The organism is Chamaesiphon sp. (genome assembly GCF_041738855.1).
Classification (GTDB): domain Bacteria; phylum Cyanobacteriota; class Cyanobacteriia; order Cyanobacteriales; family Chamaesiphonaceae; genus Chamaesiphon.
The window spans coordinates 1-18,267 of record NZ_JBGSPA010000143.1; the positions used below are offsets into that span (position 1 = coordinate 1).

Genomic DNA, 18,267 nt, shown 5'->3' on the forward strand with positions numbered 1-18,267 from the left:
TTGAAGCAGCCAACATCAGTGGTAGATTCAAAGCTTCAATAATTAAGCTCGATCGCCGATGCAGATGAGGAATATTTATACATGCTACAGGGATGGATTCAAATTGGATTAACGCTGGTTATCATTCTGGCGATTACGCCAGTATTTGGTGACTATATCGCTCGTGTCTATCTAAGTCAAAAAACACTACTCGATCGAGTTTTAAGTCCAGTCGATCGACTGATTTGGAGCTTGAGTGGTGTCAATACTCAAACCCAGATGACTGGATGGCAATATGCTAGGGCGATTTTATATAGCAATTTAGCAATGGCGATTTTGTTATTTGTGATGCTGATGTTGCAAGGAGTGCTACCGCTCAATCCGACGGGGCTAGGTGCGCCGACTTGGGATACAGCACTGCATACGACCATTTCATTTGTGACCAATACCAATCAGCAGCACTACTCTGGGGAAACGACATACAGCTACTTCTCCCAGATGTTGGGTTTAGGTTTTATGTTTTTTACTTCCGCTGCGACGGGGATTGCGGTCGCGATCGCCTTTATTCGCGGCTTGACGGGTAGACCGTTAGGCAATTTTTATGTCGATCTGACATTGGCGATTACGCGAATTTTGCTCCCGATTAGTATTGTCGGTACGATCCTGCTTGTTGCTGCTGGTACGCCAGAAACCTTGGCTGGAGCCGTGTTAGTGCCCACGCTGGAAGACCCGACCCTGAGTCAGGCGATCGCGCTGGGGCCTGTCGCACACTTCGAGATCATCAAACAACTCGGGGAAAACGGTGGGGGCTTCTTTGCGATCAACTCCGCTCACCCATTTGAAAATCCCAATGGATTTACCAATCTGATTCAGATTTTGACGATGATGGCGATTCCGACCTCGATGATTTATACCTACGGCGTCATTGCTGACAATCGCAAGCAAGCTTGGTTGGTCTTTGGGATGGTGTTTATCCTATATGTGACATTTATCATCGTTACTGCCATGGGAGAGTATGGCGGCAATCCCCTGGTCAACTCAATCCTCGGCAGCTCACAGCCCAATCTGGAGGGCAAAGAGGTGCGATTTGGGTGGGCACAATCAGCTCTATACGCAGTGACAACTACGGGGACAATGACTGGTGCCGTCAACTCGATGCACGATTCATTTATGCCTGCGGGCGGATTTATCCTCTTATCCAATCTGTTTCTCCAAATAATTTGGGGGGGACAGGGTACTGGCACAGCTTATCTATTTTCTTACCTGATTTTGACGGTATTTGTCACCGGATTAATGGTCGGGCGGACTCCTGAATTTTTGGGACGGAAGATTGAAAAAAATGAAGTCGTATTGACCAGTTTTTTACTCTTACTGGTACATCCCATTTTCGTGTTATTTCCAGGAGCGATCGCCTTAGCGTTCCCCGAACAACTCGCGGGGATTAGCAACCCTGGTTTTCATGGACTAGCTCAAGTGATGTATGAATATGCCTCCGCTACTGCCAATAACGGTTCTGGCTTGGAAGGATTGGCGGATAGCCAACCCGCAGCTACGGCTTTGTGGTGGAATCTGAGCACTTGCTTGAGTCTGCTGGGTGGACGGTATATCCCGATCGTGGCATTACTACTACTAGCAGATGGGATGTCCCAAAAACAACCCGTTCCCTTTACCACAGGCACACTGCGTACCGATACCGTCTTATTCACTGGAGTTACCGCAGGCGTAATTCTGATCATGGGCGCATTAAGCTTCTTTCCGATTTTGGCACTCGGACCGATCGCTGAAGCCTTTCAACTTGCCAAGGGAGCTTAACCATGACTAGCAAATCTTCTCAACCTCAACCGACTCCCGACAGCCCAGGCGCAGCGCGCCGCAAAGCTCCCAAAGCCGCTGGCATGTATCGCAGCGCAATCCGCAATGCCTTCATCAAGCTCGATCCGCGCAGTGCGGTGGGCAATCCAGTGATGTTTATCGTGTGGGTCGGGACGATCGTCACTTTCCTCGTTACTCTCGATCCCAACTTATTTGGGGGAGTATCGGCAGATGTCAATCGCGAGCGGATCTTAAATGGACTGATTACCCTAATTTTATTCTTGACAGTGATGTTTGCCAACTTTGCCGAAGCGATCGCTGAAGGACGCGGTAAAGCTCAAGCCGAATCCCTTAAAGCAAGTAGATCGGACACGATCGCCAATAAAGTCTTACCAGACGGTAACATCCAGCAAGTCAGCTCCACCGCGCTTCGCAAGGGCGATCGCGTCAAAGTCGCCCTCGGCGAAATGATTCCCGCTGATGGGGAAGTAGTCGTCGGCGTGGCTTCAGTTGATGAGTCTGCCATTACGGGCGAATCCGCTCCAGTGCTCAAGCAACCTGGTACCGATATCGCCAGCTCCGTCACAGGTGGCACGCGGGTGGTTTCGGATGAATTGACAATTCAGATTACCGCCGATCCAGGACAGGGATTTATCGATCGGATGATCGCCCTCGTCGAGGGTGCCAAACGCTCCAAAACCCCCAACGAGATTGCCCTGACGGTATTCCTCGCCGTCCTGACGCAGGTATTTCTGATCGTGGTCGCGACTCTATCACCGCTGGCTAACTACGTCAATACACCGATTTCGATCGCGATTCTCGTGTCGTTGCTGGTGGCGTTGATTCCCACAACGATCGGGGGCTTGCTCAGTGCGATCGGGATTGCGGGGATGAATCGAGTCGCCCAGTTTAACGTGATCGCTACCTCTGGACGGGCTGTAGAAGCCTGTGGCGATGTCAATACGCTCATTCTGGACAAAACAGGCACGATCACCCTCGGCAATCGCTTGGCGGATGAATTTATCCCCGTCAACGGTCATTCCGCGGTCGAAATGGCGAATGTCGCCCTGGCTGGTAGCTTATTTGACGAAACGCCAGAAGGCAAATCGATCGTCCAACTCGCCGAAAAATTGGGGGCGGTATTTACACTCGATCGCGCTCAAACAGAAGGGATCGAATTCTCAGCGAGAACTCGGATGAGCGGTACCGATTTGCCCAATAATATCGAAGTTCGCAAAGGTGCGATCGACGCCATTCGTGGCTTTGTGCGATCGCGTGGCGGTAATATTCCCGCTGAATTCGACGAAGCCTACGAGCGGGTCTCCAAACTGGGGGGCACACCACTAGGCATTTGTCAAAATGGGGACCTATACGGCGTAATCTATCTCAAAGATATCGTCAAAGCTGGTTTGAGAGAGCGATTCGACCAACTGCGGCGGATGGGAGTCCGCACGATCATGTTGACCGGAGACAACCGGATTACTGCTGGCGTGATCGCCCAAGAAGCGGGAGTCGATGACTTCATCGCTGAAGCCACCCCCGAAGACAAGATCGATGTAATTAAGCGTGAACAGTCCCAAGGCAAACTCGTCGCCATGACTGGAGACGGCACCAACGACGCCCCCGCCCTCGCCCAAGCCAACGTCGGCGTCGCGATGAACTCCGGTACCCAGGCTGCCAAAGAAGCCGCCAACATGGTCGATCTCGACTCCGACCCCACTAAACTCATCGATCTAGTCGCGATCGGTAAACAACTCCTGATTACCCGTGGTGCCTTGACGACCTTTTCGATCGCCAATGACATCGCCAAATACTTCGCGATCATCCCTACGATCTTCGCCGCTGCTGGCATCGGCTCCCTCAATATCATGGGACTAAAAAGTCCCCAATCAGCGATCCTCTCCGCCCTGATTTACAACGCCCTGATCATCCCCGCGCTCATTCCGATCGCGCTCAACGGCGTCAAATTTCGCCCTCTCACTGCCGATCAGTTGCTTCAGCGCAACATCCTCATCTACGGATTAGGCGGCGTGATCGCCCCCTTTATCGCCATTAAGCTCATCGATGTCCTCCTCCCTATCTCCTAACCGATCGTGAACCACTTTATTTCCACAGAACTAGCTCCACTCTGGCAAGCCTGGAACCGTCGGCGATATCCTACATATCTGTTCCTCGCCCTCTGTTTGAATGTCATCCTGGCTGCCAATGTCTCTGCGGCTACAGGTGACGCCTTCTCTCGCCCACAAGTTTATGCGCTTGGCATCTTGGGCTTAGGTACTGTCGCTTTGTCTGCTTATTTATTTGTGGTGATGTTTCAACCAGAGCGATTTTAGTTAGCGTCAGTTCGGTTTAGGGCACGGGTTCAACTTCTAGTTGCAAGCCGAACGGTAGACGAAGAGAATTTGTAAGTTGCGAATTTTGCTAGTGTGGGCAGAACCCGGATCTGGGGGTTGTCTTGATGCGCTAAACCGTTGGGAAACCCAACGAGCGCGCATCGCTCCGACCCCCAGACCCCCGTTGAGAGGCGGGATGCCGCCCCTCAAACTCCCCTGCATCAGGTTCGACTAGTGTGAAGCGTGGTGCGGCGATCGCTCCACTCTAGATTTTAGTTGAAGGTTACTACCAAACTAAAATTTAATCTAAGCATGACTTTCACTGATATCTTTAACCCGAATTCCACCCTAACAGCAATTTCCATCAAGCACCAGTCCAAATTCACCACCCACAACTATCATGAACCCCATCCGCGAAATCACCAAAGCCATCCGCGCTACCCTCGTCCTCTGGGTGCTAGTCGCTATCATCTATCCCTTTACTATGCTCGCCGTCTCCCAAGTCGCCTTCCGCGAACAAGCCAACGGTAGCCTTCTTAGAAATGCCCAAGGACAAGTAGTTGGCTCCGCTCCGATCGGACAACCATTTACTAGCGATCGCTACTTCAACAGCCGTCCCAGCACTACCAGCTACAGCACCGCTACCCCCACCAAAGACGCCAATAACATTCTCAAAACCGGAGTCTCTGGAGCCAGCAACCTCGCCCCCACCAACCCCGCATTACTCGATCGCATCAACGGCAAAACCGACCCCGATCCCACCAAAACCATCACTGGAGACCTTCCTAGACTCCAGCAAGCAGGTATCAAACCCACCGCCGACCTCCTCTACACCTCCGGCTCCAGCCTCGACCCCCACATCACTCCTGCCGCCGCCATCGCCCAAATCCAACGCGTTGCCACCGCCCGCAAACTCCCACCCAATCGCCTGGAAGCATTAATCAGTCAAAATACTGACGATCGCGCCTTGGGGATCTTCGGCGAACCAGGTGTCAACGTACTAAAATTAAATCTAGCCCTAGATGCCATAAATTGACTCCGCGCCTAAAATCTAAAGCCTAAAGCCTAATTCCATGCAGATCTATCGTCGCGGTAAACACAAAATCTTTATCGGTATGAGTCCTGGAGTGGGCAAAACCTACCGGATGCTCGAAGAAGGACACCGACTCCGCTCCGAAGGAATTGACGTAGCAGTTGGTTTGCTCGAAACCCACAATCGTGCCGAAACCTCCGCCAAAGCGATCGGTTTGGAACAAATCCCCCGCAGGCAGATCGAATATCAGGGTGTAACTCTCAGCGAGATGGATGTCCCCGCGATCCTTCATCGTCAACCCCAACTAGTCTTGGTAGACGAGCTAGCTCATACCAATGTCCCTGGTTCCGCTCTCGAAAAACGCTATCAAGATGTCGAACAGATCCTGATCGCCGGAATTGATGTCTATTCCACTGTCAATATCCAGCACCTCGAAAGCCTCAATGATACCGTCGCTCAACTGACAGGCGTGGTCGTCCGCGAACGGATTCCCGATCGCATCCTCGAAGCCGCCGATGAAGTAGTTGTCGTCGATGTCACACCAGAGACACTCCAAGAACGACTGCGGGATGGCAAAATCTATGCGCCCGAAAAGGTCGATAGTTCGCTCAAAAATTTTTTCCAACGTCGTCATTTGGTAGCATTGCGGGAGTTGGCACTGCGGGAAGTTGCTGACAATATTGAAGGTACCGAGCAGTCGCATGGATACGCGCTCACAGGGGCATCCTGCAACATCCACGAGCGGGTATTGGTGTGCATCTCTACCTATCCCAATTCGCTGCAATTGCTGCGGCGGGGAGCGCGAGTAGCTAATTATATGCACGCCCAATTTTATGTCCTATTTGTAGACGATCCCGATCGCTTTCTATCCAAAGAAGATAGTCTCCATATCGAAACCTGCCAACGCCTCTGCCAAGAATTTGGGGGTGAGTTTATTCGGGTGCGCGACTACAATGTGATCAAATCGATCGCTCAAACTGCCCAACAATATCGCATTACCCAAATTGTGATGGGTGAGAGTCAAAAATCCCGCTGGCAAGCATTTTGGAAAGGCTCTTTGACACAGCAGATCCTCCGCTTACTCAAAAATGTGGATATTCACATTATTTCCACTACTCAGGAGCGGGAATAAGCTAACTATCAGCAGATAAATCGTTCCTGTAATTCGGGAGTGGGTACCATACATGTATCGCGCCGTCCGAACAGGACAAATCGCTGGCGGGCAAATTCACCATAAGCCCAGTCGCGTAATGGTTGGGGCATGGCTCTAAAACCAGCTAATAACTGCCAGCCACCATCAAGTCGAGCTAGCACCTCTAGCACCGCGTCACTTTTAGTCAAAACGCGATCGCCATCGACAAACATCAGCGTTTGGATATCGATCGGATCTAATCCATGCTGATGATAAAGCTGTTGTCCTAATTCCGACTGAATTGAAGCAAATTTAAAGATTTTTCGGCGATCGATCTCGATGACCATCTGGACTGCGCTATTACAAAAGTTACAGACTCCATCAAACAAAATTAAATTTTGATACATGAGTTAATACTGATAAATTTAGGTGATGATTGGTAGGTTATTTAATCCCCTGCTCGAGATGATGACTACTCGAAATTTTGCTATGTACTTTATTCTATATATCTTGACTAGTATAGTTATGGCTCTTAGCATCGCTTTCACGAGTGCTGCTTGGAGTATCTATTTTTTTAGCCTATTACCATTCTATCTGATTTGCACTCTCTACTGTCTCAATCTGTACGTAAATCATCGCCAGCAACAGCTCAAGTTTAGAATATCATTTTGGTGCCCGCTCTTATTCCAATCGATATTTATCATCACTAGCCCAGCCGAATGTCGTCTCTGGCATCAAGGTAGAGCATGTTATTCATTTATTCAATCTTATGTAGAAACTACTCAGCTCGATCCTCCTCATTGGAATTTTGTTGAGGTGATTTTCCCGCTGTCATTACTACTATATCTGCTCTCGATCGTCGCTTTTTTGAAGAATGCTCAGATCGCTAACTAACCAATAACAGAGAGATTTATTCAAGGATCGATGCAACATCTCAGCTAGCTTCGATCCTGCAAGATCGATCGGCTAAACAGCATTAATTTTGATGAGGAGATCGAAAATCCGTAAATTTACCTAGAGCGGTCATGAATTGAGTGGGAATACTAAAATAATCAATATATTTAGCCGTGTTCAAGTATCCTCAGTCCAATTTTTTATCACAATGGCTACTGGTTCAAGTTTTCGGTTCGATCGCGCTAGCAATTGCCACTCAGGCGATCGTCACTTTGATAATCTTACTAGTTCAGATCGACGATCTGACAACGATTTATCTCATCAGATTATTAGGTTATCTAGCAAGTATTACAATTCAGGGATATTTACAATGGCGTCTGCTCAAACAAACGATCGCGACACTCGATCGCCAGTGGATTTGGACAGCAATTGTGGGACTACCGCTCGATATTTTAACTTGGAAATTAATTCATCTCGGTATCCAAATGTTAGTATTGGATGAAGATGGCACCGCATTAATTATATTAGGGATTGTGGGTGCCATCATCGGTGGTATCAACGGACGAACGATCGGGAATTGGCAAAAATCTTTATTTAAGCACCGCCTTTACTGGCGATCGCTTTGGCATGATTGGGATCGCGAACAGATCCTCGCTGGTGCGCTCGGTGGCGTTGTCAAAACGGTGATTATTATCGGTGCGGTGTTTTTATTTGGCTGGGATTGGCTGGCTTCGCCACTAGCTGCGTTCATTTGTGCGAGCGTACTAGCTGCAAGTTCCCAAGTGATGTATGGTGCGATCGTGGGTGATACTATTTATGATGTATTCAAGCAAGCTAAATTATTAAAGTAAGCAATTGCTATTACTGAAATGAGTAATAAAATGGGATGAGTATCATCTATCTATGCTGCGAAAACGATCGCTCACAACATTACCACTTGGTTCACTCTCTAATTCAAATAGATCGAATCACTCCTACTGTTTGGTGAATTCTCGCACCCATTGGCGGAGATTAATTTCCGCTGCTACTTCATCTGTTTGAGCGACTGCCAAGAATTCATAAAGCCTTTCTTTCGATACCATCGGGAAAGTGGGACTATTGGCGACTTCGGTATAGCGATTGGTTTGAACCCGATAGATCGACCATTCGCGTCCATTATATCGCCAAAACTCTGGCACTCCCATACTGGCATAGAGAGCTGGTTTATTGATATCGCTATGAGTTATGTCTACTTCCACAACTAAATCGGGCGGTGGATCTGTAGCCAAATCTACTTTACGCCCAGCTACTAACGATTGGTTTTGAATATAGTAGGCATTGTCTGGCTCTGCGCCCCGTTCCAAGTCCGATCGATCGAGTGTTGTCGAACCCATCGTTTTGACCTTTAGACCTAGCTCTACTACTAAAATGACAATCATTCGTTCGATTAAACGACCAAAAAATTCATGTTCTTCTAAAGGCATCGTAATTTCTAGAATTCCGCGATCGAATGTGACTCTACTAGCACGGTTTTCGCCCAAAATACTCAGCAGTTGTTGGTAACCCTGCCAAGTAATATTGTGGAACACCACCCGTCTTTCGCCCACGAGCACAGGAGCGATAATCGGCGTCATCGAAACCATCTATTTTCCTCCTCCGTTAGGTTTTAGGCTTTAGATCTGTAAGTTGGGTAGCGGATGCGCGATCCTCGGCTCTGCCGTAAGCGCAGAGCGCAGGCTACGCCAACGCGCAGCGGATCGCACAGAGGGTTTAGCGCACCAAGCAGGCTTTAGGCTTTAGCGGATGCGCGCTCCTCGGGTTCCCCGAGGGTTTAGCGCACCAAGCAGGCTTTAGGCTCTAGGTTGAGAAGAGCAAGGCGAAACCCAACACACCCAACTACCCTCTCATCGCAATTAACGTCGGACTTTCGCAAGAGGTCTATTGGACTACTTGAGATAAGCGATCGTCACACCACCACCACCATCTTTTTCACCAGCTAATTCAAAGCGATCGACCTGTGGATGATGGGATAAGAATTCTTGGACTCCCTCGCGGAGTTTGCCAGTGCCTTTACCATGAATCACCCACATGATACCCGATTCGTAAGCTTGCCCGATCGCGCGTTCGATTTCGGTTTCGGCATTCATCACTCTTTGCCCGCGCACATCGACAGTATTTCGCGATGTCCGAATTGCTACGGGAGTGACAACAGGCGTAGTCTTGGCAGGAACTTTGGCAGCGGATTTTTTTGGTGCTGGGGTAGCTTTTTCACCTGTCAAGGATTCGATGTCAACTAGTGCGACGTTCATTTTCATGATCCCAAACTTGACATTGAGATTGCCGCTATCATCAACTTTGCTGAGCACTTCGGCGGTTTGTCCCAATTTGGGAATCCGAATCCGATCGCCTATCTGGGGATTGAAGCCTGGAGGCGGCTGGGGGGTCGATTTGGCTGGTAAATGGCGATGATTGACTCCATCGAGAGCAGCGGTGGCTTGCTGGGCAGCCTGAGCGGTTTGGGGGCCTTGTTGAAGTTGGCGGATCACCTGGGCGATCTCACCTTTAGCTTCAGCGATCGCGGCTTGGATGGTGCGTTCCTGATTGATTTTGAGTTCTTGTTCCCGAGCTTGCAACTGTGCGGCTGTTTGGGAAACTTCCAGATAAAATGCTTCGGCTTGTTTTAATAGTGTGGCAGCTTCATTAGCTTTGGTTTCTTGAGTACGCCGTTGTGCTTCGAGTCCCGCAATTACTGCATTTACTTCCTGCGTCGCACCCAAGACTACCTGCGATCTGGCACTCTCAATGACGGCTGGATTCAAGCCGAGTCGCTGAGCGATCGAGAGAGCATTGGATCGCCCTGGAATCCCCCACAATAACCGATAAGTGGGCGCGAGGTTGACATCATCAAATTCGACTGAAGCATTCTCAAATCTACTATCTTGATATTTGAGAGCTTTTAACTCCCCATAGTGGGTACTAGCGATCGTCAGCATCGCGCGATCGGCCAAATATTGCAATAGGGCAATCGCGAGTGCGCTCCCTTCCGCTGGATCGGTGCCAGCTCCAACTTCGTCGAGGAGGATGAGGGCAGAGGGTAGGGGGGTGAAAGAGGGTAGGCGATTAGGTAAATCCAAATCTCGATCTGGTTCTGGATTTAGTGGAGAGTTGTGGCTGTCTGGTGCCTCAGTGGTTGTGGCATCTGTACCGATCGCCTCCAAAATCCGCCCGATCCGGCGAATGTGTCCCGAAAAAGTCGAGAGACTCTGCTGAAGTGATTGTTCATCGCCGATGTCAGCCAGAATAAGGTCGAACCAGGGGATCTCCACTGGCTCCCGAGCGGGGATAAATAGCCCCACCTTTGCCATCAAAGCGACGATCGCGAGGGTTTTGAGGGTAACGGTTTTACCGCCTGTATTGGGGCCAGTAATGGTGACTACACGGATATCTGGGCGGATCGAGAGATCGACTGGGACGACGGCGGGGCCTGATTCGTGGCGGTGTTGCCATATTAATAAGGGGTGCCGCAGTTGACGCAGGGTGATATATTCAGCGGCAGCTCGATCGACAAATCTTGGCGGATTGGCTTCCAACCACAGACTATATCGCGCTCTGGCAGTGGCGAGATCGATTGTCGTGGCGACAACGAGCAGGTGTTCGAGGTCATCGACTACTTCAGTTACTTTGACAGTTAGAGCGGTCAAGACCACTTCAATTTCTCGCTGTTCTTGGCGTTGAAGTTGGCGGAGTTGGTTGCCGAGGTTGATGATTTGTTGGGGTTCGATATATAGTGTCGAGCCACTGCCAGAGGTATCATGAACGACGCCAGGAATTGCCTCTTTATGGGATGCTTTGACAGGGATGACAAAGCGATCGCCCCGTTGGGTGATGAGTGGCTGTTGGACGGCATTGGAATGACGTTGGATCAGACTATTGAGAAACTTGTAAATCCGATCGCGCAATCCCTTGAGCTGGACGCGTACCTGTGCCAGTTTCTCACTCGATCGATCCGTAACGTCACCGCGATCGTCAATGCACCGATAGATCTCTTGCTCCAATTCGGGATATGTCCGCACATCTGCGACCAAAGTTGCTAAGACGGGAATATGTTCTTCACTCTCAATAGTACGGCGCAACTTCCGCATCCCCGCTAGCGTCGTCGCAATCTCGTGTAGCTCTTTACCTGAGAGCATCCCTTGCACCGCAGCACGTTCGAGCGCGTCCCCAAAATCTTCGATCCCATCGAGTGACAACCCCCCAGTCAATCGGGTTTCGAGATCGTATACTTCCTTGGTTTGTGCCAACAAGTTCAGACTGACACTAGGGTGCTGGGGAATCACCAACTTTCTCGCCGCGATCGTTCCTAGCTTAGTCGCGGCAAATGTGGATACCTGCTGACACAATCGCGACCATTCCAATAACTCTAAAGTCTCTGCCTGAATCACTAATCTACACTCGCTGTTGCACTCCCAACCATTATAGAGGCTCGGGATTGGGGATTTCATCCCTCGATGCGACTGGCTACTGGGTATTCACGAGGTTAATTTCTCATGATTCATCTTTGGACTTCAGCAATTCGCTTGATATTCTCCATAATTCCAGGTAGTTTTGTCCGAAATCTTCGCCCTAATAACACCCCAAACAGAAAGGCAAGAAATCCTTGAAATGAAACTTCATGGGTAAAGTAAGTCCCGTCTGACCCAATATGAAGGTGGCGATAGACATTCAACTGAGAAAGCGGCAATTTCGTGGTGAACGTATAGCTTTTTCCTACATTAAATTGTGAAATTCTAAACGAGGAAACTGGACCTGATTTGGGTCTGAGTTTACCGACGGCTCCAAGACCAAAAGTACCGTCTAAACTAGCAGCCGATAGTTCAGTATCCCATTCTGACCAATGCGCTACATCTGTCCAAATAGCCCAGATCTTTTCTGGGGAAGCCGACGTTTGAAGAGTATGACTAAATTTCATAAGATTCTGCCACCATAAATGTTTAGATCTGGAGGCTCGGCACAGTAAAATATTGTTAATGTAAATATAGTCCCTAAATATTGTCACTGTCAATATCTAGAGAAGAATGCCCAAATACCATCACGGCAACTTGCGTAATGCGCTGCTCTCGATCGCGGCTGAACTATTGGCTGAAGACGGACTTCATGCCCTGAGTTTGCGAAAAATGGCGCAGAGAGCTGGAGTGAGTCATAATGCGCCATATATGCACTTTGCTGACAAAGAAGCCGTACTGGTGGCGATTGCTGAAGAAGGCTTTCGGTTGCTTTCGGTGGAGGTGGAATCTGCTATTTCTCAATCAAGCACCACGCGCTTACAGTTGATTTCGGCAAGTAATGCCTATGTTAACTTTGCACTCAATTATCCCAATCATGTGCAATTGATGTTTTGTGCTTACGATGAAGAAAAATATCCTAGCTTGCTTGAATCTTCGCAAGCATCATTGCATCGATTATTTGAGCTGGTTAAAACTGGACAGGAGAAGAGGGAACTAATTTCTGGGAATACTCAGGAAATGACCAAAGCAATATGGGCAATGGTGCATGGAGTAGCAACCCTCTCGATTGCTTATAAAACAAATAGTCTGTTGCCAGGAAAGATTTCAACAGCAGAAACTATTTCTGTGTTTATAGATTGTTTGCTAGATGGATTAGCGGCATAACGTTCCTAGTCAGCGGCGGCAGATATCTTTTGCATCACCACCAAGATCGATAGGTCTGTTTTTAGCAAGCCTCGCATCCGTTGGATCGCACCAGAACGATCGGCTTCAGAAACTGGCCGATCTTGCAAACCTGAGTTCGATGAGGCGTAGCCTCATCAAACTTAGAGGATGTGTGGAAATACGGAGAGTATACAATATTTAGGCAAGTCTACGGAGCATAAGTCGAATCATCACAATGTGAATGAAAGCTTTAGAGGAGGCAGGTAAACTGTCATCAATTGAGCCGCGATCGAGCTGTCATCGCGACTACTTAGGTGCCGCTTGGTTGGCAACTCGAACCAATTGACTCAATAGCCCTTGCACCGCTTTTTGACCGACTGGAGCGGTGGCAACCGCCGCATCGGGGCCGAGTTCGCCGACGAGAGCTGTGACGTACTGATTGAAGGCACCGACAGAGCGATTGAGTTTGCTGGCATCAATTTTCCCATCACCCGATCGCATCCCTTGGAGCGTACTGGCGAGATTTTGGGCGGCTTTGGCTGTTGTGCCATCCGTAGCCATCCCAGTGGGTAACAAGACTGCGACTAGCGGTGCTGGTGCGCCACCATTGATGACATCAAATGTCGCCGCATCGCCGATACTACTAGCAGTAAGGGATTGAGAGAAGCGATCGACAGCAGTTTGACTCTGAGCGATGTAAGCCGACTGGCGGTTACCAGGTAGTGGGGCGACGATCGCTTCTCGTCCGCTCCCATTGTCGTTACCACCAGCGATTTGGGCGCGGACGGGGGTGAGATTGCCCAGGAGCGCACTAGTTACTGCTCCTAGACCTACTAAATAAGTGGCAAGTTTCATGGTGAATGGTGAATGGTGAATGGTGGAAGGTGGCTGGACAGACAACTCATCGATTCGATCGGCTATGTTTGAGATAGGAAGGGAATACATTCGAGCGCAATTTACCGATCTAGACCAGTGGTGATTAGAACCGGAAACCCAATCCAGCGTTGACAACAAACCGCGCACCGCCAGTTTCTTTATTCACCAGATCGACTACCGATGGCACCACTTGGAGCGTGGCACTATCGCCCAGGTAAAGGGTAATCGGCACCCCCACACCCAAATCTTGACCATTCCAGTCAGCAACTAGTGATAAGTTCGGCGATAGCCGAGTGCCCAGACTGCCAAATACTCCATAGCTATCTTTACCCGTACGGATATCCCCAACAGTGCGGAATCGTCCAGCACCACCACCAACTGATAACGTCGTGTTGCTCAAAAAGCCCACATTCGGATCGGGATTTAAGACCAAACTCGCTACACCATAGCCAGTCTGACCGCCATCTAAATTATTCCGATTGAAAGGAATTGCATTTTCAAAACCACCTGCGATCGCGAAATTATCCCCAAACTGTTTGTGCAGCTTAAAACTGAGACTACCCGCATTGAGCAAACCACTAATAGCGGTACTGTAGGAAGTCGCCACTGTTTCTAACCCCAAGAAGCTCCGCGCGTCGCCCAGACCAAAGCCTAGATAGACTGCACCATCGTTGCGAGCTTGACCGACATTTGGCGGGTTGAGGTAGAGAGCCGCACGGGTAGAGGACTGATAGCTCGTCCCGACAAATACCTGCCCCCAACTCGCCCCAAAAGCATAAGGTGTATTGAGACCTGCAACTGGATAGATATTAGCACTGCTGTACGCCAGCTCGGGCACGCGATCGACTACCCCTAGCTTGGAAATCGCCTCATCTGCACTCAGTCCCGCAGTTCTAGGAGTTGTATCACCAATCGTCGTCACATACGTGCCCTGCGGGCAAGCTGCAACATATTTATTAGCAGGGCTAGTTACTGCTACAGCCGACAATTTGCCAGTGCTGACCAATACCTGATGGATATACGCAGCGACATCTGCACGCGTCGCTACGGCATTTGGGCCGAAGTTACCACCTGGAAGTCGGCTACTGTCGTACTCGACGCTCACAGCCACACAGCTTTGGGTGGCAGCGATCAGGGCATTTTGACCGTAGCTAGGCACTTGAGCGGCATCGCCAAAGACGTTATTGAGATCGACATTGCCTGTGGGTGTAAGCTTGCTACCATTTACCAGCGCGACGAGACTTTGAATCCGGCTGATATTTTGACTGGGGGCAAAGGTGCCATCGGGATAGCCAGCGATAAATCCAGCTTGAGACGCTGTTTGGATGACTGCGGCTGCCCAATAATTGGTGGGGACATCTTTAAATGTGCGCGCAGCTCGGATGGGCTGGAGGGCAAAAGCTTTGTTGAGCAAAGCGGCAAACTCTGCCCGAGTTATGGGTCGATCTGGCTGGAAAGTGCCATCTGGATACCCTTTGATAATATCTTGTGCGACTAAGGCTCTAATGAAAGGTTCAGCCCAATTGCCTGCAATATCACTAGCTTGAGCGATGCGATGCGCGGCGGGAATGAATGGTGCAGTGCGATCGATTGCTGTGAGGGTTGCTGCCACAGAGCCAGTGCTGGTAACTCTGGTCAATGAGTTGTCATCGCTGGGTGCCGTTGGCTCTGCTCGTGCACAGCCAATCGCGATCGAGCCGCTGGTTAGCACTGAGCCAATTAGTAGGCATACCAGCCGATCGACTTGGATCTGTTTGAAATTATTTGGTTGGTTCATGTTTTTGTTGCTAAACTCCTCACCGAAAAATTCATCACCTCGGATTATCTTACTACGAGTATTACTTTCGCAGGAGGTATATGCAACTATTGCCAATATTTCACATCGATCTCCACTATCTCAGTCGATTTGCAGCAACAACATGGCAGATATTCCGATCTGTCTATACCCTTATAAAAGAACAGGAGCAAGAAAAACTGTCCTTGCTCCTGTTATGACTGCTAACGAATTATGCGGTTTAGCTACAGCCAGTCGCTATCTGGGCAGCGGTGGGGTAGTTGGAGCTGGCGCAGTTGGTGAAGATTGGTTGGCAACTTGGATGAGTTGACCCAGCACTCCTTGGAGTGCTTTTTGACCACTAGGTGCTTCATTCAATGCTCGTTCGGGACCGATCTCGCCGACTAAAGCTCTGACATAATCATTGTATGCACCCACCGAGTCGTTAAGCTTGGTCGCACTGATGTTGCCATTGCCACCACGCATTCCTTGGACGGTATTCGCCAGATTACTCGCAGCTCTGCCTGTCGCACCATCTGCGGGTACGCCAGCAGGTAGCAATGCTGCGACCAGTGGTGCTGGTGCTGCACCATTGATGACATCAAATGTCGCTGCATCGCCAACAGTATTGGCACTTAAAGATTGTGACAGCTGGTTGACAGCACTCTGACTTTGGGAATCATAAGATGGCTCACCGCTACCGACAATCCCGCCACCACCAGTGTTGGTAATTGAAGTGAACGGGTTACCATTATCGGAACCGTTACCGATTTGGGCACTAGCAGGAGAGACATTGAGTGCGGCGAGGGTCGCTACAGCACCTAGTCCTAACAAATAAGCTGAGATTTTCATGTTTGCGCTGATGATGAAGGGAATGGATAAGAAGAATGGAAACTTGAGGATCGCTCCTCAAATTTCCAGCAGGTAATCAATCGACTAGCTGTGTCTAGAAGCTGAAGCCTAAACCACCGCTAACTGTAAAGCGAGAACCGCCAGTTTCGTTGTTGACTAGATCGACTAGTGCTGGCGTAATTTGGAAGGAAGTACCACCACCAATCGGGATGAAGATGGGTAAACCAACACCTAAGTCTTGACCGTTCCAGTCAGCAACCAATGAAACATTGGAGAATAGACGAGTGCCGAGACTACCGAAAACATTGATCGTATCGCGACCGCTGCGGATATCACCAACTGTTCGGAAGCGACCCGCACCAGCACCAACTGATAAGGTGGTGTTGCTGAAGAAGCCCAGGTTGGGATCGGGATTGAGGATGACACTCGCTACGCCGTAGCCAGTCCGACCACCATTAACTCCACCATCGGGAGTAGTGGGGAACCCAGAATTACTACCAAAGGTGATGGCGTTTTCAAAACCACCTGCGATCGCAAAGTTGTCACCGAGTAACTTGTGAACCTTGAAACTAATCCCACCATTATCAAACGAGCCAGCGTTAGGTCGGTTGTAAGTAGTGGCGACTGTTTCCAAGCCAAAGAAGCTACGCGCGTCGCCCAAGCCTAGACCAACGGAGTACGCATAAGTCTCTGGATTCTTAACTGTTGATGGTACGAACCCTGGATTTGGTGGAGTACCATAAATGTTCGGGCGAGTTTGGTTTTGGTAGCCTGCGCCCAGGAAAAAGCCTGTGCTAGCACCAAAGGCAGTCGGCGTACCCAATCCACCTACGGGGAAGGTACTGATAGGATTTGACGCGAGTTGGGGGACTTGACCGGGGAGGCTGAGTCGGGAAATCGCCTCGTCAGCAGTCACGGGCGTGGGCGGGGTAGGAGTACCAGTGATGCTGGTTACGTATACGCCTTGAGGGCAAGATGCGATGTATTTGTTGGCAGGGCTAGACGGGTCTAGCGCAGTCAGTCTGCCTGAACCGACCAAGACTTGGTGGACATAAGCAGCGACATCAGCACGAGTCGCGACGGTGTTGGGGCCAAAGTTACCACCAGGGAGCCTGCTGCTATCATATTCGACACTTACGGCTACGCAGCGTTGAGTTGCGGCGATCAGGGCATTTTGCCCGTAGCTAGGGACTTGAGCGGCATCACCAAAGACGCTGTTGAGATCTAAGTTGCCAGAGGGTTCGAGTCTACTACCATTGACTAGAGAAACTAAACTCTGAATCCGAATAATATTTTGGTTGGGTGCAAAGGTACCATTTGGATATCCAGCGAGGAATCCACTTTGGTAAGCTTTCTGGATGACATCGGCAGCCCAGAAACGGTTAGGTACGTCTTTAAATTTACGTGCAGCTCGAGTTGGTTCCAAGGTGAAGGCTTTATTTATTAAAGCGGCAAACTCAGCCCGAGTGATGGCTTGGTCTGGTCGGTAAGTACCGTCAGGATAGCCAGCGATGATTCCTCTCTCGACTAATACTCGGATAAAAGGTTCTGCCCAGTTGCCAGCGACATCGCTAGCTTGAGCGACTTGGTTGGTGGCTGGAGTTGCGGGAGCATTAGTGTTTACTCCTTTGACTGCTTCAGCTAGAGGTGTGGATGCGGCAACTTTATTCAACGAATTGCCAGTTGCAGCGGTTGGTACGGCCAGTGCCGGATCGATCGCCAACAATATGCCTGTAAAGACCGAACCTAACATTAAGGATGCAATTCGACCTACCTGGGCGCGTTTAAGCTGAGATTTTTGGTTGTTTTTTTTCATGGTTTCTTTAGTACACTCCTCGCCGAATCGCTGCTGTCACTTTGTGGTTGGACTGCAAATTTCCGGATTGAGAGCAGGTGGGTATTTGTTGGAAGTTTAGACGGTGAGCAATTTTGGG

17 protein-coding genes are annotated in these 18,267 nt (G+C 49.7%); 8 read left to right on the forward strand and 9 right to left on the reverse strand.

Going from position 1 to position 18,267, the window contains the following annotated elements:
* Window positions 1-81 precede the first annotated feature (81 nt).
* From kdpA to ACEW9I_RS14685, 5 genes are all read left to right on the forward strand, one after another.
* A complete protein-coding gene (gene kdpA / locus ACEW9I_RS14665; protein ID WP_373541073.1) occupies window positions 82-1,791 on the forward strand; it encodes a potassium-transporting ATPase subunit KdpA in 1,710 nt (569 codons plus the stop codon).
* A gap of 2 nt (window positions 1,792-1,793) precedes the next feature.
* Window positions 1,794-3,878, forward strand: coding sequence for a potassium-transporting ATPase subunit KdpB (kdpB, locus tag ACEW9I_RS14670; protein WP_373541074.1), 2,085 nt, complete (start codon window positions 1,794-1,796; stop codon window positions 3,876-3,878).
* A gap of 6 nt (window positions 3,879-3,884) precedes the next feature.
* Window positions 3,885-4,124: a potassium-transporting ATPase subunit F gene (locus ACEW9I_RS14675; RefSeq protein ID WP_373541075.1), complete on the forward strand. Its 240-nt coding sequence runs from the start codon at window positions 3,885-3,887 to the stop codon at window positions 4,122-4,124.
* A gap of 400 nt (window positions 4,125-4,524) precedes the next feature.
* Window positions 4,525-5,160, forward strand: coding sequence for a K(+)-transporting ATPase subunit C (kdpC, locus tag ACEW9I_RS14680; protein WP_373541076.1), 636 nt, complete (start codon window positions 4,525-4,527; stop codon window positions 5,158-5,160).
* A 37-nt stretch (window positions 5,161-5,197) separates the two neighbouring features.
* A complete protein-coding gene (locus ACEW9I_RS14685; protein ID WP_373541077.1) occupies window positions 5,198-6,289 on the forward strand; it encodes a universal stress protein in 1,092 nt (363 codons plus the stop codon).
* Window positions 6,290-6,297: 8 nt separating this feature from the next.
* Here ACEW9I_RS14685 and ACEW9I_RS14690 read toward each other — a convergent pair whose 3' ends face one another.
* Complete coding sequence (locus ACEW9I_RS14690; RefSeq protein ID WP_373541078.1) at window positions 6,298-6,696, reverse strand: thiol-disulfide oxidoreductase DCC family protein; 399 nt, start codon at window positions 6,694-6,696, stop codon at window positions 6,298-6,300.
* Window positions 6,697-6,778: 82 nt separating this feature from the next.
* On the opposite strand from ACEW9I_RS14690, the gene ACEW9I_RS14695 reads away from it, so the two are divergent.
* Both ACEW9I_RS14695 and ACEW9I_RS14700 read left to right on the forward strand, forming a co-directional pair.
* A complete protein-coding gene (locus tag ACEW9I_RS14695) occupies window positions 6,779-7,183 on the forward strand; it encodes a hypothetical protein (RefSeq protein WP_373541079.1) in 405 nt (134 codons plus the stop codon).
* Window positions 7,184-7,356: 173 nt separating this feature from the next.
* Window positions 7,357-8,034 (forward strand): hypothetical protein, encoded by a 678-nt coding sequence (locus ACEW9I_RS14700; protein ID WP_373541080.1) that lies wholly within the window; start codon window positions 7,357-7,359, stop codon window positions 8,032-8,034.
* Between the two features lie 123 nt (window positions 8,035-8,157).
* On the opposite strand, the gene ACEW9I_RS14705 is transcribed toward ACEW9I_RS14700, so the two are convergent.
* From ACEW9I_RS14705 to ACEW9I_RS14715, 3 genes are all read right to left on the reverse strand, one after another.
* A complete protein-coding gene (locus tag ACEW9I_RS14705; protein WP_373541081.1) occupies window positions 8,158-8,805 on the reverse strand; it encodes a Uma2 family endonuclease in 648 nt (215 codons plus the stop codon).
* A gap of 303 nt (window positions 8,806-9,108) precedes the next feature.
* Complete coding sequence (locus ACEW9I_RS14710) at window positions 9,109-11,664, reverse strand: endonuclease MutS2 (RefSeq protein ID WP_373541082.1); 2,556 nt, start codon at window positions 11,662-11,664, stop codon at window positions 9,109-9,111.
* A 50-nt stretch (window positions 11,665-11,714) separates the two neighbouring features.
* Window positions 11,715-12,131 (reverse strand): SRPBCC family protein, encoded by a 417-nt coding sequence (locus ACEW9I_RS14715; RefSeq protein ID WP_373541083.1) that lies wholly within the window; start codon window positions 12,129-12,131, stop codon window positions 11,715-11,717.
* A gap of 106 nt (window positions 12,132-12,237) precedes the next feature.
* Here ACEW9I_RS14715 and ACEW9I_RS14720 point away from each other — a divergent pair, with 106 nt between their 5' ends.
* Window positions 12,238-12,831, forward strand: coding sequence for a TetR/AcrR family transcriptional regulator (locus tag ACEW9I_RS14720; protein ID WP_373541084.1), 594 nt, complete (start codon window positions 12,238-12,240; stop codon window positions 12,829-12,831).
* 5 nt (window positions 12,832-12,836) lie between these two features.
* Here ACEW9I_RS14720 and ACEW9I_RS14725 read toward each other — a convergent pair whose 3' ends face one another.
* The 5 genes from ACEW9I_RS14725 to ACEW9I_RS14745 form a co-directional block, all read right to left on the reverse strand.
* The gene (locus ACEW9I_RS14725; RefSeq protein WP_373541085.1) at window positions 12,837-12,959 is read right to left on the reverse strand and encodes a hypothetical protein; all 123 of its coding nucleotides are present in this window, start codon (window positions 12,957-12,959) and stop codon (window positions 12,837-12,839) included.
* A gap of 178 nt (window positions 12,960-13,137) precedes the next feature.
* Window positions 13,138-13,776 carry a hypothetical protein gene (locus ACEW9I_RS14730; RefSeq protein WP_373541086.1) on the reverse strand — a complete coding sequence of 213 codons (639 nt, stop codon included), beginning with the start codon at window positions 13,774-13,776 and terminating at the stop codon, window positions 13,138-13,140.
* A gap of 34 nt (window positions 13,777-13,810) precedes the next feature.
* A complete protein-coding gene (locus tag ACEW9I_RS14735) occupies window positions 13,811-15,484 on the reverse strand; it encodes an S-layer homology domain-containing protein (protein ID WP_373541087.1) in 1,674 nt (557 codons plus the stop codon).
* Between the two features lie 255 nt (window positions 15,485-15,739).
* Entirely contained in the window at window positions 15,740-16,333 is a 594-nt protein-coding gene (locus tag ACEW9I_RS14740; RefSeq protein WP_373541088.1) for a hypothetical protein, read from the reverse strand.
* A 94-nt stretch (window positions 16,334-16,427) separates the two neighbouring features.
* Window positions 16,428-18,149, reverse strand: a complete 1,722-nt coding sequence (locus ACEW9I_RS14745) for an S-layer homology domain-containing protein (protein WP_373541089.1) — start codon at window positions 18,147-18,149, stop codon at window positions 16,428-16,430.
* Window positions 18,150-18,267 lie beyond the last annotated feature (118 nt).